Source organism: Pseudomonas soli, from assembly GCF_021283165.2.
GTDB lineage: Bacteria > Pseudomonadota > Gammaproteobacteria > Pseudomonadales > Pseudomonadaceae > Aquipseudomonas > Aquipseudomonas soli.
Map to the genome: position 1 here is coordinate 2,156,589 of NZ_CP128543.1, position 19,171 is coordinate 2,175,759.

At 64.6% G+C, this 19,171-nt stretch carries 16 protein-coding genes and 1 tRNA gene; 11 read left to right on the forward strand and 6 right to left on the reverse strand.

The features are described 5' to 3' along the window. Nucleotides 1–9 precede the first annotated feature (9 nt). The 9 genes from LU688_RS10100 (at nucleotide 10) to LU688_RS10140 (ending at nucleotide 9,360) form a co-directional block, all read left to right on the forward strand. Complete coding sequence (locus LU688_RS10100) at nucleotides 10–711, forward strand: PspA/IM30 family protein (protein ID WP_038705765.1); 702 nt, start codon at nucleotides 10–12, stop codon at nucleotides 709–711. Nucleotides 712–966: 255 nt separating this feature from the next. Further along, nucleotides 967–1,623: a DUF2491 family protein gene (locus LU688_RS10105; RefSeq protein ID WP_046856318.1), complete on the forward strand. Its 657-nt coding sequence runs from the start codon at nucleotides 967–969 to the stop codon at nucleotides 1,621–1,623. A 12-nt stretch (nucleotides 1,624–1,635) separates the two neighbouring features. Further along, nucleotides 1,636–2,061, forward strand: a complete 426-nt coding sequence (locus LU688_RS10110) for a DUF350 domain-containing protein (RefSeq protein WP_046856317.1) — start codon at nucleotides 1,636–1,638, stop codon at nucleotides 2,059–2,061. A 25-nt stretch (nucleotides 2,062–2,086) separates the two neighbouring features. After that, the gene (locus LU688_RS10115; protein WP_160290845.1) at nucleotides 2,087–2,839 is read left to right on the forward strand and encodes a DUF1190 domain-containing protein; all 753 of its coding nucleotides are present in this window, start codon (nucleotides 2,087–2,089) and stop codon (nucleotides 2,837–2,839) included. A 2-nt stretch (nucleotides 2,840–2,841) separates the two neighbouring features. Beyond that, nucleotides 2,842–3,999, forward strand: coding sequence for a glutathionylspermidine synthase family protein (locus LU688_RS10120; protein ID WP_160290846.1), 1,158 nt, complete (start codon nucleotides 2,842–2,844; stop codon nucleotides 3,997–3,999). Nucleotides 4,000–4,263: 264 nt separating this feature from the next. Next, nucleotides 4,264–4,749 (forward strand): formate dehydrogenase subunit gamma, encoded by a 486-nt coding sequence (locus tag LU688_RS10125; protein WP_104444190.1) that lies wholly within the window; start codon nucleotides 4,264–4,266, stop codon nucleotides 4,747–4,749. Continuing rightward, the gene (locus tag LU688_RS10130; RefSeq protein WP_160290847.1) at nucleotides 4,743–6,287 is read left to right on the forward strand and encodes a formate dehydrogenase beta subunit; all 1,545 of its coding nucleotides are present in this window, start codon (nucleotides 4,743–4,745) and stop codon (nucleotides 6,285–6,287) included. The genes LU688_RS10125 and LU688_RS10130 overlap by 7 nt, the downstream gene beginning before the upstream one ends. Continuing rightward, nucleotides 6,284–9,160, forward strand: coding sequence for a formate dehydrogenase subunit alpha (gene fdhF, locus LU688_RS10135; protein ID WP_160290848.1), 2,877 nt, complete (start codon nucleotides 6,284–6,286; stop codon nucleotides 9,158–9,160). The genes LU688_RS10130 and fdhF overlap by 4 nt, the downstream gene beginning before the upstream one ends. Beyond that, on the forward strand, nucleotides 9,157–9,360 hold the full coding sequence (locus tag LU688_RS10140; protein ID WP_160290849.1) for a formate dehydrogenase subunit delta: 204 nt from the start codon (nucleotides 9,157–9,159) through the stop codon (nucleotides 9,358–9,360). The genes fdhF and LU688_RS10140 overlap by 4 nt, the downstream gene beginning before the upstream one ends. Nucleotides 9,361–9,434: 74 nt before the next feature. Here LU688_RS10140 and LU688_RS10145 read toward each other — a convergent pair whose 3' ends face one another. Further along, nucleotides 9,435–9,890: a GNAT family N-acetyltransferase gene (locus tag LU688_RS10145; RefSeq protein ID WP_160290850.1), complete on the reverse strand. Its 456-nt coding sequence runs from the start codon at nucleotides 9,888–9,890 to the stop codon at nucleotides 9,435–9,437. 160 nt (nucleotides 9,891–10,050) lie between these two features. Between LU688_RS10145 and LU688_RS10150 the strand changes: the two genes are divergently transcribed. Continuing rightward, on the forward strand, nucleotides 10,051–11,862 hold the full coding sequence (locus tag LU688_RS10150) for an ABC transporter ATP-binding protein/permease (RefSeq protein WP_104444187.1): 1,812 nt from the start codon (nucleotides 10,051–10,053) through the stop codon (nucleotides 11,860–11,862). Between the two features lie 42 nt (nucleotides 11,863–11,904). Here LU688_RS10150 and zapE read toward each other — a convergent pair whose 3' ends face one another. Together zapE and LU688_RS10160 are read right to left on the reverse strand one after the other, a co-directional pair. Next, nucleotides 11,905–12,978 carry a cell division protein ZapE gene (gene zapE, locus LU688_RS10155; protein WP_038705770.1) on the reverse strand — a complete coding sequence of 358 codons (1,074 nt, stop codon included), beginning with the start codon at nucleotides 12,976–12,978 and terminating at the stop codon, nucleotides 11,905–11,907. A 106-nt stretch (nucleotides 12,979–13,084) separates the two neighbouring features. Then, on the reverse strand, nucleotides 13,085–13,327 hold the full coding sequence (locus LU688_RS10160; protein ID WP_023630739.1) for a hypothetical protein: 243 nt from the start codon (nucleotides 13,325–13,327) through the stop codon (nucleotides 13,085–13,087). 347 nt (nucleotides 13,328–13,674) lie between these two features. On the opposite strand from LU688_RS10160, the gene LU688_RS10165 reads away from it, so the two are divergent. Next, a tRNA-Gln gene (locus LU688_RS10165) sits at nucleotides 13,675–13,749 on the forward strand. Nucleotides 13,750–13,803: 54 nt separating this feature from the next. Here the strand turns inward: LU688_RS10165 and LU688_RS10170 are convergent. Genes LU688_RS10170 through LU688_RS10180 form a run of 3 tightly spaced genes read right to left on the reverse strand, consistent with a single transcriptional unit; the run spans nucleotide 13,804 to nucleotide 18,927 of the window. Then, nucleotides 13,804–16,188 (reverse strand): response regulator, encoded by a 2,385-nt coding sequence (locus LU688_RS10170; RefSeq protein ID WP_023630738.1) that lies wholly within the window; start codon nucleotides 16,186–16,188, stop codon nucleotides 13,804–13,806. Nucleotides 16,189–16,199: 11 nt separating this feature from the next. Next, nucleotides 16,200–16,661 carry a response regulator gene (locus tag LU688_RS10175; protein WP_023630737.1) on the reverse strand — a complete coding sequence of 154 codons (462 nt, stop codon included), beginning with the start codon at nucleotides 16,659–16,661 and terminating at the stop codon, nucleotides 16,200–16,202. Nucleotides 16,662–16,677: 16 nt separating this feature from the next. After that, nucleotides 16,678–18,927 (reverse strand): ATP-binding protein, encoded by a 2,250-nt coding sequence (locus LU688_RS10180; protein WP_371041474.1) that lies wholly within the window; start codon nucleotides 18,925–18,927, stop codon nucleotides 16,678–16,680. Nucleotides 18,928–19,171 lie beyond the last annotated feature (244 nt).

The window sequence follows — 19,171 nt, forward strand, 5'->3', positions numbered from 1 at the left end:
GATTGCACCATGAGTTTGTTGAGAAAGATCGTCACCGCCCTGCGTGGCGGCGCTTCGGAAGTCGGTGAGGCGATCGTCGACTCCCAGGCCCTGCGCATCCTCGACCAGGAGATTCGCGACGCGGACAACAACCTGATCGATGCGCGCAACCAGCTGGTCAAGATCATGGCCAAGCACAAGACCGCGCAGCAGCGCATCACCGAGTTCGACAAGACCATCGGCGACTGGGAACAAAAGGCCATTGCCGCGCTGGACAAGGGCGAGGAGGGCCTGGCCCACGAATGCGCGGCGCGCATCGCCGACCTGACCAACCAGCGTGACAGCGAGCAGGCGCTGGCGGACCAGTTCGGTGCGTCGGTGACGACCCTGACCGCCACCGTGAGCAAGACCGAGGCGCAGATCAAGGGCCTCAAGCAGCAGGTAGACCTGGTCAAGGCCCGCGAGAGCGTGCAGCGTGCCCAGGTCAGTGCGGCCTCGGCCACCGGCGGCGCCAATGGCAGCCTGGAAACGGCGGTCGGCTCGCTGGACCGCATCAAGAAGCGCCAGACCGAGCGTGCCGCCGAGCTGGAAGCGGCGGCGGAGCTGGCGGCCAAGGCCGATGGCAGCGATCTGGAAGCACGCCTGAAGTCGGCCGGGATCGGCGCCAGCAACAGTGGTGCCGACGATGTGCTGGCACGCTTGAAGGCCAAGGCGGCCAAGCCGGCGGAGTGATTCGTTGAGCGGGCTGGCCTGTCGTGGGTCCGTGGGAGCGGGCTTGCCCCGCGATGGAGCTGGCCCGGCTGGCGCAAAACCCTGCTGCAGACCCGTTGGCGGGGCACACGAAAAGCAGTATCGTGTCGCCCCCGCCAAAGGACTGCCGCGACCCAAGGGATTTTCAATGTCGCCTTCTTCCAACAGGCCCAGCCTGTTCGCTACAGCTCCAGTACTGGCTCCTGTTCCGTCACCCTCTCACCCAGGAGATGCCCCGTGGGTTGGTTGAAACGCTTCATGGGCTTCGAAGCCCCCAAACCTGCCGCCGGCAGCCAGGCCCAAGGCAACCTGCCATTCGGCCTGGGCAGCGGGCGCATGCTCAAGCTCGATCGCTCGCTCAAGCTGCTGCTCGACGGGCATTCCGAGCTGGAGGTCCCCGAGCAGGAAGTGGTCTGGGCGGTCGGTGAAGTCGACCTCGGCCAGTCGGTGCGCCTGGCGCGCTTCTATATGGAAGACGAGGACTACTGGCTGCAGGTGGTGATGAATGGCGCGTCGGCTGACGATGTCCGTGACATCATCCTGTTCGGTTACTACAGCGTGGTACCGGTCACCAGCGACGCGGAGCTCAAGCGCCTGGTCGGCCCCGAGTCGAACATCGGCCTGCCGTACTACGAGCACGAAGGCTACGAGTTCGTTCGCCAGTGGGGCAGCGAAGAGGGGCAGACCGAGCTCACGCCGATCAGCGAGTGGGTCACCAGCCCCGAGACCAGCTACCGCATCCAGCACCTGTCGATGCTGTATGCCCGCGAAACCGGCCTGACCGATCGCCGCGAATTCCTCCTGCTGTCGGTGGAGGAAGACGAGGACGGCAATGTCAGCCTGACCACTTCGGTGGGTGTCACCCTGCAATCAACGGACTTCAACGTCATCTGACAAGGATTCACCATGCTCGACGCACTTCGCATGTCGCTCAACGCCCAGGCAGTGATCGGCTTCATTCTCTACATCAGCGTGGCGCTGGTGCTTTTCTGGCTGTTCCAGTTCATCTACACGCACCTCACCCCGCACCGCGAATTCGCCCTGATCCGCGACAACAACAGCGCTGCGGCCATCGCCCTGGGCGGCGCGCTGATCGGCTTCTCGCTGCCGGCCAGCAACATCATCGCCTACAGCGTCAGCCTGCTCGACTTCGTGGTCTGGGTGGTGATCGCCGCCGTGGTGCAACTGCTCGCCTTCGCCATCACCAGCCTGGTGCTCAAGGGGTTGGCCAGCCGCATCGCCAAGGGCGAAATGGCCGCCGCGATCTACGCCGCCGCCGTGGCGATCAGCGTGGGCTTCCTCAATTCGGCCTGCATGACCCCGTCGGTCTGAGCCGTTTGCGCGCAAGGAGCCATACATGAGACGCAGTTCCGTCAAGCTGGTGCTGGCCAGTTCCCTGCCGCTGGCGCTCACCGCGTGCAGCGCGCCCGAGGAGACCTACACGGTCAGCAAGCGCAGCAACTACACCACCGTCCAGGCCTGTGTCGATGACAAGATGCCGGTGGACGTGTGTTCCGATGCCTATATGGAGGCGTTGGCCGATCACCGTCGGGTCGCGCCGACCTATGGCGACAAGGCGGCGTGCGAGGCCGATTTCGTGCCGGACTACTGCCAGGTCACCAGCGACAACCGCTACATGCCGCGCCTCGGTGGTTTCGAGCTGGCGGTATCGGGCGAGGTCAGCCAGTCACAGGTCGATGCGGCCCGCGCCCAGGTCGAGAACAGCGGCCAGGCCAGCAGCGGCGGCAGCAATTTCAACGGCCTGCTGACCGGCCTGCTGCTTGGCCAGGTGCTCAGCGGCGGCAATCGCCAGTACTACTCGCAGCCGGTCTACCAGTACCGTGACAGTAGCGGTGGCTACCGCACTACCACCCTCGGCCAGCAGATCGACCAAGGCAAGCGCTTCGAGCGCTCCGACCAGGCCCAGCAGAGCGGCGGCAGCTACAGCAGCTATTACTCCGGCAGCTCCAGCGGTAGCAGCTACAAGTCCAGAACCTCGACCCGCTCCAGCGTGTCCTCGTCGATCTCCCGTGGCGGCTTCGGCAGCCAGGCCACTGCGCGCAGCGGCTGGGGCGGCAAGAGCAGCGGCGGCTTCAGTTTCGGCGGTTGAGCATGCGCAAGGTCCACTGCGACGAACGCCCGGATTGGCGCACAACCGCCGAGCGTGAGGGCTTCGCCTTCCACACCATCGACGGCGAGCGCTACTGGGACGAGCGCGGTTACTACCAGTTCAGTGAGGCCCAGGTCAGCCGTGACCTGGAGGCGCCCACCCAGGAGCTGCACGCGATGTGCCTGGACGCGGTGGCGCGCATCGTCGACAGCGAAGCGCTGATGACCCGCCTGGCGATTCCGCCGGCGTTCTTCGACCTGGTGCGCCGTTCGTGGCAGGAGGGGCATCCGCACCTCTACGGGCGTTTCGACTTCAGCTACGACGGCACGGGCCCGGCCAAGCTGATCGAGGCCAACTACGACACGCCGACCTCGCTGTACGAAGCCGCGGCGTTCCAGCTGATCTGGCTTGAGCAGCAGATCGAGCGCGGCGTGCTGCCGGCCCATGCCAGCCAGTTCAACACCCTGGCTGAAGACCTGGTGCGGGCCTTTGCCGCCTTCGAACGTGAAAGCCCGTTCTACTTCTCGGCCATCGGCGGCTCGATCGAGGACCGCGGCACCACGGATTTCCTGCGCAAGATGGCCGGGCACGTGGGTATCAGCACCCGGCATATCGACCTGGAGGATATCGGCCTGAACGACCAGGGGCGTTTCGTCGACCTCGAAGGCCGACCGATCCCGCGCCTGTTCAAGCTGCACGCCTGGGAGCATATCTTCCACGAGGACTTCGGCCAGGCCATCGCCGGTTGCGATACCCAGTTCGTCGAGCCAGCGTGGAAGTCGCTGATCTCCAACAAAGGCATCCTGCCGTTGTTGTGGGAATGGCATGAGGGCCACCCGAACCTGTTGCCGGCCTTCCTCGACGAAGACCCACGGCGGCCGGTGCCCAAGGGCTGGGTGCGTAAGCCGTATTTCTCCCGCGAGGGGGCCAATGTGGACATTCGCACGACCGATGACCAGCGGGTGTTCGAGGACGGGCCCTACGATGATGCGCCGTATATCCTGCAAGGTTTCGCGCCTTTGCCAAAATTCGGTGACAGCTACACCCTGATCGGCTCGTGGGTGGTCGGTGATCTGGCCTCGGGGATCGGCATTCGTGAAGACGACACCCTGATCACCAAGGACAGCTCGCGGTTCGTGCCGCATGTGGTCGTGGACTGACTGTCAGGGCCGCCTATGCGGGGGCCGCTCCGCTCCCCTCCAATGGTCGGTTTCAGGACGCGCCGGGTCGCCCGCGCACAACCTCTTCGCGCAATAGCTGCCATGCTCTGAGGATGCCCGTGGACCGAGCGCAGCAAGACGCCCGGCCACAGGCAAGGAGGGTGCCCGGCTGCCGCTACCGTGACGCAGCCGGCGCACCGCAGCTGAACACAGCCGGACACTGGCCCGCGATCAGGGCCGGGCCGGGTTGCCGAGGTCCGCTGTATGCCTGATGAGTTGAACCACCTGCCTCTGATCCAGCGTGTCCTGGCCCGTGAAAAGGACAACCCCGGCGCCTTGTTGCCGATCCTCCACGCCATCCAGGCCGGCGCCGGCTACATCCCCGACATCGCCGTCGGCGAGATCGCCCATGCCCTTAACCTCAGCCAGGCCGAGGTGCGCGGGGTGCTCAGCTTCTACCACGATTTTCGTACCACGCCGCCGGCTCGCCATACCCTGCGCCTGTGCCGCGCCGAGTCCTGCCAGAGCCGTGGCGCCGAGGCACTGGCCGCGCAATTGCGCGAGCAGCTCGGGATGGATGATCACGGCCGCAGCGAAGACGGGGCGCTCGACCTGCGCCCGGTGTACTGCCTGGGTGCCTGTGCCTGCTCGCCGGCGTTGGAACTCGACGGCCAGCTCCACGCCCGCGTCACCCCGGAACGCCTGCGGGCGCTGGTGGCGAGCTGCCGAGAGGAGGTCAAGGCATGTTGAGCCTGTGCATCTCCTGTGATTCGCTGGCCCGGGCAGCGGGCGCCGATCAGGTGGCCGAGGCACTGACCCACGAGGCCGCGCAGCGCAACCTGCCGCTAGGCATCAAGCGCACCAGCTCCCGTGGCCTGTATTGGCTGGAGCCGCTGGTGGAGCTGGACACCGCGCAAGGCCGGCTGGGCTTCGGGCCGGTCGCGCCCGAGGATATCCCCGGTTTGCTCGATGCCCTGGCGGGCGACCACGCCGGCCATGCGCTGGCGCTGGGGCCGGTCGAGGACATTCCCTACCTGAAAACCCAGCAGCGCCTGTTGTTCGCCCGAGCCGGCATCACCCGGCCACTGTCGCTGGATGACTACCACGCCAACGGTGGGTTCGAGGGGCTGCGCCAGGCCACGTTGCTGGACGGCGACGAAGTGGTCGCGGCGGTGCTCGATTCGGGCCTGCGTGGCCGAGGTGGCGCGGCCTTCCCGGCGGGCATCAAGTGGCGCACCGTGCGCCAGGCGTCGGCCGCGCAGAAGTACGTGGTGTGCAACGCCGACGAGGGCGACTCTGGTACCTTCGCCGACCGTATGTTGATGGAGGGCGACCCGTTCCTGCTGATCGAGGGCATGATCATCGCCGGCCTCGCTGTGGGAGCGAGCAAGGGCTACATCTATGTGCGCTCGGAGTACCCCGATGCCGTGCGTGTGCTCAACGAGGCGATCCTGCTGGCTCGCGAGGCCGGTTACCTGGATGTCGCCGGCAGCGGCGTGGCCTTCGACCTGGAGGTGCGGGTCGGCGCGGGTGCCTATATCTGTGGCGAGGAAACCGCGTTGCTCGAGTCCCTGGAGGGCAAGCGTGGCATCGTTCGGGCCAAGCCGCCGCTGCCGGCGCTGGAGGGCCTGTTCGGCCAACCGACGCTGGTGCACAACGTGCTCACCCTGGCCTCGGTACCGATCATCCTGGCCAAGGGCGCGGCCTATTACCGCGACTTCGGCATGGGCCGCTCGCTCGGCACCTTGCCGTTCCAGCTGGCCGGCAATATCCGCCAGGGTGGGTTGGTGGAGCGCGCTTTCGGCCTGACCTTGCGGGAGCTGGTGGAAGGCTACGGTGGCGGAACCGCCAGTGGCCGGCCGATCAAGGCGGCGCAGGTCGGCGGCCCGCTGGGTGCCTGGGTGCCGCCTGGACAGTTCGACACGCCGCTGGACTACGAGGCCTTCGCCGCCATTGGCGCGATGCTCGGCCACGGCGGTGTGGTGTTGGCCGACGATACCCTGAACATGGCCGGCATGGCTCGCTTCGCCCTGCAGTTCTGCGCCGAAGAATCCTGCGGCAAGTGCACGCCGTGCCGGATCGGTTCGACCCGCGGCATGGAAGTGGTCGATCGGCTGATCGCCAGCACCGACCCGGCCTACCGCGAAAGCCAGGCGGGGTTGCTGCGCGACCTGTGCGACACGATGCAGTACGGCTCGCTGTGCGCCATGGGCGGGATGACCCCGTATCCGGTGGTCAGCGCCCTCAAGCACTTCCCCGCCGATTTCGGCCTGGAGGCCGCGCAATGATCAATTACTTCGACCCCAGCAGCGACCTCGACCTGGGTACCCCGCAACGCATCAGCGAGGTGCAGGTCAGCCTGGTCATCGACGGCCGTGCGATCAGCGTGCCCGCCGGTACCTCGGTGATGCGCGCCGCGGCCATGCTCGGCACCAGCATCCCCAAACTGTGCGCCACCGACAGCCTCGAGGCCTTCGGCTCGTGCCGCATGTGCATGGTCGAGATCGACGGCATGCGCGGCTACCCGGCGTCCTGCACCACCCCGGTAGGCGAGGGCATGGTGGTGCGCACGCAGACGCCACGCCTGGCCGATCTGCGCCGCAACGTGATGGAACTGTATATCTCCGACCATCCGCTGGACTGCCTGACCTGTTCGGCCAACGGCAACTGCGAACTGCAGACCGTCGCCGGCCAGGTCGGCTTGCGCGAGGTACGTTATGGCTACGACGGCGCCAATCACCTGGGCGAAGGCAAGGATGTGTCCAACCCGTACTTCGACTACGAGCCGAGCAAGTGCATTGTCTGCAGCCGCTGCGTGCGGGCCTGCGAAGACATCCAGGGCACCTTCGCCCTGACCATCACCGGGCGCGGTTTCGACTCGCGGGTGGCGGCGGCCGGCGGTGACGATTTCCTCAGCTCCGAATGCGTGTCCTGCGGCGCCTGCGTGCAGGCCTGCCCGACGGCGACCCTGAGCGAAAAAAGCCTGATCCAGCTCGGCCAGCCCGAGCGCGCGGTAATCACCACCTGTGCCTATTGCGGCGTGGGCTGCTCGTTCCGCGCCGAGATGAAGGGCGACCAGCTGGTGCGCATGGTCCCGGACAAGAATGGCGGCGCCAACCACGGCCATGCCTGCGTCAAGGGCCGCTTCGCCTGGGGCTATGCCACGCATCCGGACCGCATCACCAAGCCAATGATTCGCAAACGCCTGGAAGACCCGTGGCAAGAGGTCAGCTGGGATGAGGCAGTCACCTATGCCGCCAGCGAGTTGCGGCGCATCCAGCTCAAGTACGGGCGAGATTCGATCGGTGGGATCACCTCCAGCCGCTGCACCAACGAAGAGGCGTACCTGGTGCAGAAACTGGTGCGCACGGCCTTCGGCAACAACAACGTCGACACCTGCGCGCGGGTCTGCCATTCGCCCACCGGCTACGGCCTCAAGCAGACTTTGGGGGAGTCCGCCGGCACCCAGAGCTTCGACTCGGTGATGCTGGCCGACGTGGTGCTGGTGATCGGCGCCAACCCCACCGACGCCCACCCGGTGTTCGGCTCGCAGCTCAAGCGCCGCCTGCGCCAGGGTGCGCGATTGATCGTCATCGACCCGCGGCGTATCGACCTGGTCGACTCGCCGCATGCCCGTGCCGAATTGCACCTGCAACTGCGTCCAGGCACCAACGTGGCCATGCTCAATGCCCTGGCCCATGTGATCGTCACCGAGGGCCTGCTCGACCAGCGCTTCATCGATGCCCGCTGCGAGACCGAGGATTTCGCACGCTGGCGCGATTTCGTCGCCCAACCCGACAACGCCCCTGAACTGCTTGGCCCGGTGTGTGGCGTGCCCGCCGAGCAGATTCGCGCCGCCGCCCGGCTGTACGCCACCGGCGGCAATGCGGCGATCTACTATGGCCTGGGCGTGACCGAGCATAGCCAGGGCAGCACCGCGGTAATGGGCATCGCCAACCTGGCCATGGCCACCGGCAACATCGGCCGCGAAGGAGTGGGGGTGAACCCGCTGCGCGGGCAGAACAACGTGCAGGGCTCGTGCGACATGGGTTCGTTCCCCCACGAGTTGCCCGGCTACCGGCATATCTCCAACGAAAGCGTGCGCGCCGAGTTCGAGCAGGCCTGGGGCGTGACCCTGCAACCTGACCCGGGGTTGCGCATTCCGAACATGTTCGAGGCTGCGCTGGACGGCAGCTTCAAGGCGTTGTACTGCCAGGGTGAAGACATCGCCCAGAGCGACCCCAACACCCAGCACGTCACTGCCGCGCTGTTGGCGATGGAATGCGTGGTGGTACAGGACATCTTCCTCAACGAGACGGCCAAGTTCGCCCATGTGTTCCTGCCGGGCAGCTCGTTCCTTGAAAAGGATGGCACCTTCACCAATGCCGAGCGGCGCATCTCGCGGGTGCGCAAGGTCATGGAACCGCTGGCCGGCAAGGCCGACTGGGAGGCGACCCTGGCCTTGGCCGACGCCCTGGGCTATCACATGGACTACCAGCATCCGTCGCAGATCATGGACGAGATCGCCCGCCTGACCCCGACCTTCCGCCGGGTCAGCTATGCCGAGCTCGACCGCCACGGCAGCCTGCAGTGGCCCTGCAACGACGCCGCCCCCGATGGTACGCCGACCATGCACATCGAGCAGTTCGTGCGCGGCAAGGGCCGCTTCATGCTCACCGGCTATGTGCCCACCGACGAGAAGGTCAACAGTCGCTATCCGCTGTTGCTGACCACCGGGCGCATCCTCAGCCAGTACAACGTCGGCGCGCAGACCCGGCGCACCAGCAACGTCGCCTGGCACGACGAAGACCGCTTGGAGATCCACCCCAGCGACGCCGAGATCCGTGGCATCGCCGACGGCGACTGGGTGGGCGTGGGCAGCCGCGCCGGCCAGAGCGTGCTGCGTGCCAGGGTCAGCAGCCGGGTGGCCCCGGGGGTGGTGTATACAACGTTCCACTTCCCCGAGTCGGGGGCCAACGTGATCACCACCGACAACTCCGACTGGGCCACCAACTGCCCGGAATACAAAGTCACCGCAGTGGAGGTGGTGAAGGTGTTCCAGCCGTCGGAATGGCAGAAGCGCTACCAGAGCTTCAGTGACGAGCAGCGGCGCTTGCTCAAGGAGCGGCGTCAGGCAGAAAAGGCGGAGGTGCGTCGATGAGCAGCGACAACCTGGTGAGGATGGCTAACCAGATCGGCCATTACTTCGACAGTGAGCCGGATCATGCCAAGGCGGTGCAGGGGGTGAGGCAGCATCTGCAGAGCTTCTGGACGCCGGCCATGCGCCGGCAGTTGCTGGAGTGGATCGAGGCCCATGCAGGCGAGGGGCTCGACCCCAAGGTGCGGGAGGCTTTGGCGTAGCTCGCCTGCTGCTGCAGGATGGCTTGAGGCTGATGCGGTCGTTGTGGGAGCCGGCTTGTCGGCGATGCGCCGCGTCAGCGGTGCCCTGTGGCCACCGGCGGGCGCTCACTTTGATCCAATCTCCAGCAATAGATCTGCTCCGGATCCCCTTCGTCGAGGTTTTCGACTACACCGCTTGCGACGAAGCCCTGGCGCTCCAGCAAGCGGCGCATCGGCGCATTGGAGCGATTGGTCGAGGTGAACAGCTTCTGCCCACGGCAATCGGCTTGTATGCAGGCCAGCAGCGCAGCTCCCAGCCCAGCGCGCCGATGGTTTTCGCCAACCATCAGCATCTCGATGAACGCACAGCCGAAGAAGTGCCGGTGCATCACCGCATAGGCGGCCACCTTGCCTTGTATCTCTGCCACCAGGCAACGGTACTGCCCGAGCCAGTCGGCGATCTGCTCGGCACGCTGCGGGTCTTGGCGGGTAACGGTGTCAATGGCGATCAGTGCCGGCAGGTCCTGTAGTCCAGCAAGGCGAATATGCATGGTGGGGCTCTGCGATGAAGGTGCCGCGATTATCCGCGCCTGGACACGTCCTGCACAGATGTCGGCGCAGCGCATGGCCTGGATGAAATGTCCGTCATGTTCGCAGGGTTAACGAGTAGCCGGTGCTACGCTCGCAAAAATACCCTGACGGAAGCCCTCCATGGACATGAACTGGCACCAGGCCTTGCAAGCAAGCCTGAGCTGGCTGGCGATCGCCTCGTTGGTCACCCTTGTCTGTTTCACCGCCACTGCGTTGCTGGCGGTACGCCATACCCGCTGGGGCGCGCAGTTCTGGCAACTGGCCGGGCCCTACTTCAGTTTGCGTCGTAGTTGGCGGCCCTTGCTGGCCTTCGCCCTGCTGCTGGTGCTGACGTTGTTCGCGGTGCGGCTGAACGTGCTGTTCTCGTTCTGGTACAACGGTTTCTACAGTGCCTTGCAGGCCCTGGACCAGACTGCGTTCTGGTACATGCTCGGGGTGTTCGCGGTGCTGGCGACCATCCATGTACTGCGTTCGCTGTTTACCTTCTATGTGACCCAGGCCTTCAACATTCGCTGGCGGGTTTGGCTCACCGAGCGCCTGACCGCCGACTGGATGCACGGCGATGCCTACTACCGCGGGCAGTTCCTCGCAGAGCCCGTGGACAACCCCGACCAGCGTATTGAACTGGATGTGAACAACTTCGTCACAGGTTCGGTTGCGCTGGCGCTGGGGGCGGTTAGTGCGGTGGTGTCGTTGGTGGCATTCACCGGCATTCTGTGGGGCCTGTCGGCGCCACTGGCAGTGGCTGGCATCGAAATCCCCCGGGCGATGGTGTTTGCCGTTTACATCTATGTGCTGATCGCCACCTGGATCGCCTTTCGCCTCGGCCAGCCGCTGATCCGCCTGAATTTTCTCAACGAAAAACTCACCGCCAACTTCCGCTATGCACTTATGCGCCTGCGCGAGAACGCCGAGAACATCGCCTTCTACCAGGGCGCGCAGGTGGAGCGCGGCACCTTGCTCGGGCGTTTCTTCGCCTTGATCGGCAATGCCTGGGCTCTAGTATTCCGGAACCTCAAGTTCAGCGGTTTCAACCTGGGCGTCAGCCAGGTGGCGGTGGTGTTCCCGTTCATCCTCCAGGCGCCGCGCTTTTTCAGTGGCGCGATCAAGCTCGGCGACGTGATGCAGACCGCCCAGGCCTTTGGCCAGGTGCAGGATTCATTGTCGTTCTTCCGAGAGTCCTACGACACCTTCGCCCAGTATCGCGCCACCCTCGACCGCCTTACCGGGTTTCTCGAGGCCAACCAGCAGGCCAGCGATTTGCCACGCGTGGCCACGGTGGACCAAGCGCTCGCGCTGGGCATTCATGGTTTGCAGGTGCGCCGGCCCGACGGCCACGCGCTGATCGCCGATCTCGACCTGAACCTGCACAGCGGCCAGGCGCTGCTGATCAAGGGACCTTCGGGCAGCGGCAAGACCACCTTGCTGCGCGCCCTGGCGGGCCTGTGGCCCTATGCCGACGGTGAGGTCAGGCGCCCTCTGGGGACACAGGCGTTATTCCTCTCGCAACGTCCGTACCTGCCGTTGGGGGACCTGCGCACCGCCATCGCCTATCCGGCGCCGGGCGAGTCTGGGGATGATGCGCGCATGCAACAGGCCTTGCGCCAGGTGAATCTTGCTCACCTGGCTGAGCGACTGGACGAGCCGCGTGACTGGTCGCGCATTTTGTCGCTGGGCGAACAGCAGCGCCTGGCTTTCTCCCGGGTGCTGTTCAACCGGCCGCAGGTGGTGTTCCTCGACGAGTCCACCTCGGCGATGGACGAAGGGCTGGAGCATGCGTTGTATTCGCTGCTGCGTGAGGTGTTGCCGGCGACGCTGCTGGTCAGCGTCGGGCACCGCAGCACCCTGGCGGGGTTCCATTCCCATTGTCTTGAGGTGGACGGGCAGGGGGGCTGGTTGCTGGTGGAGCAACAGCCGGCCGTGCCGGCCTAGCGGGCGCGGTCTCATCGCCGCCAAGCGTCGCCATTGAAGCGCTCAGGCTGGCCCTTGCTGGTGCAACTGACCCAGGCGGCTGCGTGTCCGCATCAGGTCGGCGATGGCGCCGCCCAGGCTCTTGTCCAGCGCCTGCTTGCCGATCACCAGCACCTCCCGGTCCTGGTCGTAGAGCACATCCACCAGGTTGACGAAGCGCTGCTGGGCCGCCAGGGAGCACGCGGCCAGGTCATCCAGGCCGTCGATGATCCAACGATCATAACGCTCGGCCAGGGCCAGGTAATCAATCACTGCGGTCGGTTGTTCGCACAGATCGTCAAAGCTGAACATCACTTGACGCCCCTCGCTGGCCAGCGCCCGCAGGGGCCGTTGGTTGATCTCCAGCCGCACCCTCTGCGGTGTGGGCACCCGCAGCGCCGTACGTTGCCGCGCATCGCCCGGCCAGACATAGTGCCCCTGGGTAAAGCGCTGGTGTTCGCGATTGGCCGGCAGGCTGCGAAAGTCGGTATCTCCAGCTACCTCCAGCACCTGCATATGGCGGTTGATCAGGCGGATCACCGGCAAGAAGCGCGCGTGGTACAGCGGGTTGGGCAGTAGCCCTTCAGGGGCATAGTTGGAGGTGAGCAGCAAGACCACGCGTCGGGCGAACAGCGCATCGAACAGCCGGGTGAGCAGCATGGCGTCGCCGATGTCATGGACATGGAACTCATCGAAACACAGGACCTGGCAGTGGCCCAGCAGTGCGTCGAGAGTGGCCCCCAGGGCATCGGCCTGGGCCCGGTGATGGTGCATGCCCTGATGCAGGCGGGCGAAGAAATCGTGAAAGTGCAGGCGGCGCTTGGCCGCCGTCGGCACTGCCTGAAAGAAGCCATCGAGCAGCCAGCTCTTGCCGCGGCCGACTGCACCGTGCAGGTACAGGCTGCGCGGCGGGCCTGCGTCGAGGCTGCCCAACAGACCGGCCATTGCCTCGATCACCTGAAGCTGCCCGTCGCTCAGGGCATAGCCACGCGCGGTTGCCATGTTCTGGAAGTGGGTCAACAAGGTGGGGGCCTTGGCTGGGGCACAGCGCAGGCGCTGGCGAATCTGGCGCAAGGGCGCGGGAATCCAGGTGGGCAATTGGCAGGCTCCTCGGGCCGAGTCTGGGGCAGGGCGCAGCTTGCGCGATGCCAGGCATTTTGACCAATCGAGAATGTGTCGGGCACCGATCGCGAAAGGCGATAGGTCAGGACGTTTGCTCGAGTTGCCGCTCGATCAGGTACTTCACCGCCAGGCGGCGTTCCTTGAGGTGACGCAGGTCTTCGTCCACAAAGTTGCCTGCCGAGATCGACTCGGCTGCCAGCACCTGGTTGTCGATGTCCATGTATTCGTCCAGCAGGCGGTCGAGTTTTAGGTCGTGCTGCCGCCGCTGCTGGACGATTTCGCGCGGGTAGTGCAGGTCCTGGTAGAGGTCATGGGAAACGGGCATGGCGTCCTCCTTGTAATGCGCCGGTGGGATCTATCTGATTGGAATGGCGGAACGCGATTGTGTTGAGGCGAAGCGGCGCAATTACGACGAGTGGTTGTATAATCCGTATCCGCGAGGCCACTGCAGTACCCGGGGAAGACCTGGGCGGGCGGTCCCAAGCCCCCTCCGTGGAAGCGCGCGAACAGCTGGGTGACTGACTAACTTGCTGTTTTTCTGCGTTTTTTTAAAAAAAAAGCTTTGCACTTGGAAAAAAGCTTGTTAAAGTGCCGGCCATTCCAGAGCGACGACACACGGAGTTGCCAGGGATTGTCAGCCAGGCAGTGCCAGTCACTTGCCACAGCCGATATAGGGGCGTCGCCAAGCGGTAAGGCAGCAGGTTTTGATCCTGCCATGCGTTGGTTCGAATCCAGCCGCCCCTGCCATCACCAAGCTATTTATCCCCCCAAATCGCCTTTCGGCGATTTTTTCGTTTCTGCCTACCTCTTTTCCAGCAGATCGGCCAGTGCCTGGGCCAATACCTGTTCGCTCACCGGTTTCTGAATGACCAGGCTGCCGGGCAGTTCCAGCCCCTGCAACTCGGCATAACCGGTCAGAATTACCACGGGCAGGCCAGGGAAGCGCTGGCGCGCCGCATGCGCCAGTTGCGCGCCATTGAATTCCGGCATGGCGAAATCGGTGAGCAGTAGCTCAACCTGATCGTCGAGCAATGCCAGCGCCTGTTCGCTGTTCTGCGCCTGGCGCACCTGATAGCCCTGACGAAGCAGGACGTCACTCATCATTTCACGTACCAGGTGGTCGTCATCCACCAGCAGTACGCTGCGCACACCGCCCGGTTGCGTGAACACAGGCGGCGCGCTCTGTTCATGGGTTGTCAGCGTCTCTGCTTGATGCACCGCAGGCAGGTAGACACTGACCTGGGTGCCGCGACTCGGAGCGGTATCGATGCGCACGCCGCCGCCAGACTGCTTGGCGAACCCGAACACCTGGGCCAAGCCCAGGCCTGAACCTTTGCCGATGTCCTTGGTGGTGAAGAATGGCTCGAAGACCTTGGCCAGTACCTCCTCACTCATGCCGCAGCCGGTATCGCGGATCGACAGCACCACGTATTCGCCCGGTTCCGGGTCCTCGGGGCGCAGTGGGCGATTGCTGACCCTGTCGTTGCGCGTGGCCAGCGTCAGTTGGCCGCCATCGGGCATTGCGTCTCGCGCATTGATGGCCAGGTTGAGGATGATCATTTCGGTCTGGGTCAGGTCAGTCAGGGCTTGCCACAGGAGGGGATCGAGGTCCAACCGCACCGAGATATTGCCGCCCAGGGTGCGTCGCAGCAGCTCTTCCAGCCCGGACAGGGTGCGGTTCAGATTGACCGCTACCGGCTCCAGCCGCTGCTTGCGAGAGAATGCCAGCAATTGCGCGGTCAGCTTCGCGCCACGCTCGCCCGCTTCGCGGATATGCTGCAAGCGCGTGCTGGCCTTGTCCAGCGAGCCTTTTTCCAGGTCCCGCTGGAGGAAGCTGGCGCCGGTGAGGATGACCGTCAGCAGGTTGTTGAAGTCGTGCGCGACACCCGCGGTGAGCTGGCCGACCGCCTCGAGGCGCTGCATCTGCTGCAACGTCGCTTCTATACGTTCACGTTCGGCAATCTGTTGGCGCAGGGATTCGTTGGCCTTGGCCAGTTCGAGCGTCGCCTCGCGCTCGCTGGTGATATCGCGTGCGACCACGTACAGCAGCCTGTCGTCGGGAACCACCACCCAGGAAAGCCAGCGAGGGTGGCCATTGGCGTGCAGGATGCGCCCGACGAAGCGGGCGCTGGTATTGCCCGACGACAAGGCCGCCAGTTCGCCGAGCAGGGCAGGCTGATCGGACTCGGGGACCAGATGCAGCAACGACGTCTGACCCAGGCGCTCCCGGGTGAAACCCAGGCTGGCTTCCCACGCCGGGTTCAGAGTGACGGGGGTAAGGTCGTGGTTCAGCACTGCCAGCAGGTCCTGGGACAGTTCCCAGGCACGATCGCGCTCACGGGTACGCCGCTCGACCCGTTCGCCCAGCATCTCGTTGAGCTGTTCCAGGGCGCGGGTGGCCTGACGTTGCTGGTGGATGTCCTGCAGTACGCCGGAAAAGCGCACGCAGCGCTCATCGACGAACTGGGTCTGACCGCTGGAAAGCAACCAGCGCGGTTCCAGGCCATTGGGTTGGGCGATACGGAACTCGACGCGGTACAACCCGTCGCTGTCCGGGCGCATGGCTTGCTCCACGGCCTCGCGTACCTGAGGCACGTCTTCGGGAAGAATACCCTCGTAGAATACCTCGAGGCTCATCTGCGTATCGGTGGGCAGGCCGAACAAGGTTTTGCAACGGTCATCCCACAGTAGCAGTCCATCCTGGGGGCGAAACTCCCAGGTGCCCATGCCCGCCGCGTCGATGGCGATGCGTGCGCGGGCTTCGACGTCGGCCAGTGCCTCCTCGGCGCGGCGCCGGCGCTGGCGCTCATGCACTTCTGTCAAGGCACGGCGCACTGCCTTGGGCAGCAGGGGCAGGTTCTTCTTCAGCACATAGTCGGTGGCGCCCAGGCGGATCATCTCGACCGCGTGTTCTTCGCCATAGATGCCGGAGAGGAAGATGAACGGCAGGTCGGGGGACAGGCGCTGGGCGATGGCCAGTACGTCGGTGCCCGATGACCCCGGGAGCACGCAGTCGCACAGGATCAAGTCGTAGCTGCCTTCGCGCAGGGCATGTTCCACGCCGACATGGTCGTACACCAGACGCGACTGGACCTGCAGCCCGCTGCGCTCCAGGCAAAGCACCGTGAGTTCGGCGTCCATCGAGCTGTCTTCGACCAGCAGCAGCCTCAGGGGTGCGCCTTGCATCGTCGGATGTCTCAATTGCTGCCGCGCCTGTTCAAGCGCAGGGAACCCGGCGGTGGCTCGTTGAGCACTGCCCAGAACACGCCAAGATCAGAGATGGCGGCGACGAATTCCTTGAACTCGACGGGCTTGACCACGTAGGCGTTGACACCCAGTTCGTATGCACGCAACAGGTCGGGCTCCTCTCGCGAGGACGTCAGCATGACCGTCGGGATACTGCGCAGTTCGGCGGTGTCGCGCACTTGCTTGAGTACTTCCAGGCCGTCGACCTTGGGCAGTTTCAGGTCCAGCAGCAATACGGCCGGATTGCCATCGTCACGTCCGGCGTAGCTATTGCGTCGTAGGAGGTAATCCAGCGCTTCGGCGCCATCACGAAGCACGATGACTTCGTTGGCCAGTTGGCTGCGTTCCAGCGCCAGGAGGGTCAACTCCAGGTCTCTGGGGTTGTCTTCGACCAGCAGAATGGGTTTGAGCATGATACGTGCAAGTGCCTCAGGAATGCGGTTGATGGCGAGGGAGGGTGAAATGGAAGCTGGCGCCCTGGCCGACCTGGCCCTCAGCCCAGACCCTGCCGTCGTGGCGCTCGATGATGCGGCGCACGCTGGCCAGGCCGATGCCGGTCCCTTCGAACTCTTCCATGCGATGCAGGCGCTGGAACACACCGAACAGCTTGTTGGCATAGGCCATGTCGAAGCCCACGCCATTATCGCGCACATACACCTCGGTTTCCTGCTCGTGTTGCATGGCGCCAATCTCGATTCGCGCAGGGGCGCGTCCGCGGGTGTATTTGATGGCGTTGGCGACGAGGTTGTGCAGGGCCATGTTTATGAACGCCGGATCCCCGATGACGACTGGCAGTGGAGCGATAGCCCAGACGATGTCGCGCCCCTGGTAATCGGGCTCGAGCTCTTGGCGGATGGCGTGCACCAAGGTGTTGAGATCGACGTCCGCCAAGCGCAGCGCCGAGCGCCCCATTTGCGAGAAGTTTAGAAGATTGTCCACCAGCGAGCCGGCGAATCGTGCCGCCTCATCGATATGGGACAGGAAGCGTCGACCACGTTCGCTGAGATGCTCGCCCTCGATCTCGTTCAGCAGTTCGGTGTAGCCGGCAATGTGGCGCAGGGGCGCGCGCAGATCGTGGGAAACGCTGTAGGAAAAGGCTTCGAGTTCCTTGTTGGACCGCTTGAGCTCTCCAGTCAGCTGTGCGAGCTCCTCGGCCTTGCGCAAGACGATACCCAACACGGCCATGCGCAGTTCAAGCACGCCATCGATGACGAGTGAGTCCCACGGAGCGCTGAACCCACGTACTTCTTCCTGCCAACGGTCGAAACTATGACGTGGACTCAGATGCCCCTGCGGACTGATGGCTTTTTCCGGCTGCCCGGCCCAGTTGACCAAGCGTGCCTGTTCCGGGCGGAACCATACCAGGTAATGCGAATGGAGTTGCGAGATGGCGACCGCCAGGATACCGCCGACTCGACTTGCGAGCTCCGGCAGTTCTTCGATGTCACGGCTCACGTTGTCGGTGTGGAATATCACCTCGTCGCCGCGTTGCCCCAGCCAGTGCACCAGGGCATTGACCTGCGCCGCTGTAGGCGTCTCGCCGATCAGGTCGCAGCGTTCAGCGCTGATGATGGCCGCGCCGTTGGCCCCGGCGAACGCGAGCAATACCTCGGGCTGTTCGAGCAGGCCCAGGCTCACGCTGTCATGGTCAGCCATCGCTGCCAACATGCGCACGATGCGTTCGCGCAGGTCGAGCAGGGTACGGGTGCGCTCGTGGGACTCGCGCGATTCGAGCTGCAGCGACAGGACACTGGCCAGCAATTCGCAGGCTGTGCGGGTCTGGACATCCACTTGCCGCGGTCGTTCGTGGTGGCAGGACACCAACCCCCACAGTTGTCCGTCGACCACGATCGACAGCGACATGGAGGCCAGGGTGCCCATGTTGCGCATGTACTGCAAATGAACGGGCGACACGCTGCGCAAGGCGGCGAAACTCATGTCCAGCGGCTTGCCGGTCAGGGGATTGAGCGCAGGGAGCAAGGGTGAAGGCTGATAGTTGGCATCTTCGATCAGGCGGATACGGTTGATGCGGTAGAGCTCCCGGGCCTGGCGAGGGATGTCGGAGGCCGGGAAGCTCAGGCCCAGGTAACTCGGGTAACCGGGGTCGACTGATTCGGCCAGGACGGTGCCATTGCCTTCGCTATCGAAGCGGTAGGCCTTTACCCGGCCGAATCCGGTGATGCGCTTGATCTGGCGTACCGAGTGCAGCAGCAGTTCCTCGATGCTGGTCGCCTGGTGCAACGAGCTGACGAACGCACGCACCAACGGATAATAGTCGCCTTTGTAGACCCCATCGGCTTTCTGGCTGGGCTCGAATTCCAGGATCAACACCTGGTCATGGCGATGGGCGAGCACGCGCAGGGGGGGCTGGTCAGGTGCGCCTTGGCGCAGCCGCACGTCGCCGATATGAAAGGGGAAGACATCCGCCTCCGGCAGGTAGTCCAGTTGGCCGCGCAGGTCGAAGTCCGCGCTGACCAGTTCGGCGAACGATTGCCCCAGGATTTCACTGGCGGGCAGGCCGAACCATCGATCGACGTTTTCGCTCGCCTGGAGAACGCGCAATGTGCTGTCGTCGACAGTCAGGAGGAAGCCTTGTGGCTGAATGCTGCCTGGAATCTGGATCGGCTCCTGGGCACAGCGTTCGATCGCCTGGTCAAGAGGGTTATGGTCGGTCGTCACGGGACTCTCCTGTAGGGCCCGTCCACGCATGGTGCATGCGTTCGCACAGGATGTGGCGGATGAACGGTACCAGAATGGCGGCCGCTTTGCCGGAATCTGGTTATTTGAACGGTGGCGGGCGCCAGGGTTTCATTGCTGCGTCTGAATTTTCCCGGTAGCGCGGTTGTGCGCGACCTGTGCCCAGCAGCCCGGAATGCGGCAATCGCCAGGCATTTTGCCAGCCCTGGCCTTTTCATTAATGCCA

What these genes read in the sequence shown, in the direction of transcription:
- LU688_RS10120 (WP_160290846.1), top strand. Translation starts at nt 2,842, where the DNA reads ATGCGCAAGGTCCACTGCGACGAACGCCCGGATTGGCGCACAACCGCC.
- fdhF (WP_160290848.1), top strand. Translation starts at nt 6,284, where the DNA reads ATGATCAATTACTTCGACCCCAGCAGCGACCTCGACCTGGGTACCCCG.
- LU688_RS10110 (WP_046856317.1), top strand. Translation starts at nt 1,636, where the DNA reads ATGCTCGACGCACTTCGCATGTCGCTCAACGCCCAGGCAGTGATCGGC.
- LU688_RS10125 (WP_104444190.1), top strand. Translation starts at nt 4,264, where the DNA reads ATGCCTGATGAGTTGAACCACCTGCCTCTGATCCAGCGTGTCCTGGCC.
- LU688_RS10145 (WP_160290850.1), bottom strand. Translation starts at nt 9,890, where the DNA reads ATGCATATTCGCCTTGCTGGACTACAGGACCTGCCGGCACTGATCGCC.
- LU688_RS10150 (WP_104444187.1), top strand. Translation starts at nt 10,051, where the DNA reads ATGGACATGAACTGGCACCAGGCCTTGCAAGCAAGCCTGAGCTGGCTG.
- LU688_RS10140 (WP_160290849.1), top strand. Translation starts at nt 9,157, where the DNA reads ATGAGCAGCGACAACCTGGTGAGGATGGCTAACCAGATCGGCCATTAC.
- LU688_RS10160 (WP_023630739.1), bottom strand. Translation starts at nt 13,327, where the DNA reads ATGCCCGTTTCCCATGACCTCTACCAGGACCTGCACTACCCGCGCGAA.
- LU688_RS10175 (WP_023630737.1), bottom strand. Translation starts at nt 16,661, where the DNA reads ATGCTCAAACCCATTCTGCTGGTCGAAGACAACCCCAGAGACCTGGAG.
- LU688_RS10115 (WP_160290845.1), top strand. Translation starts at nt 2,087, where the DNA reads ATGAGACGCAGTTCCGTCAAGCTGGTGCTGGCCAGTTCCCTGCCGCTG.
- LU688_RS10170 (WP_023630738.1), bottom strand. Translation starts at nt 16,188, where the DNA reads ATGCAAGGCGCACCCCTGAGGCTGCTGCTGGTCGAAGACAGCTCGATG.
- LU688_RS10130 (WP_160290847.1), top strand. Translation starts at nt 4,743, where the DNA reads ATGTTGAGCCTGTGCATCTCCTGTGATTCGCTGGCCCGGGCAGCGGGC.
- LU688_RS10100 (WP_038705765.1), top strand. Translation starts at nt 10, where the DNA reads ATGAGTTTGTTGAGAAAGATCGTCACCGCCCTGCGTGGCGGCGCTTCG.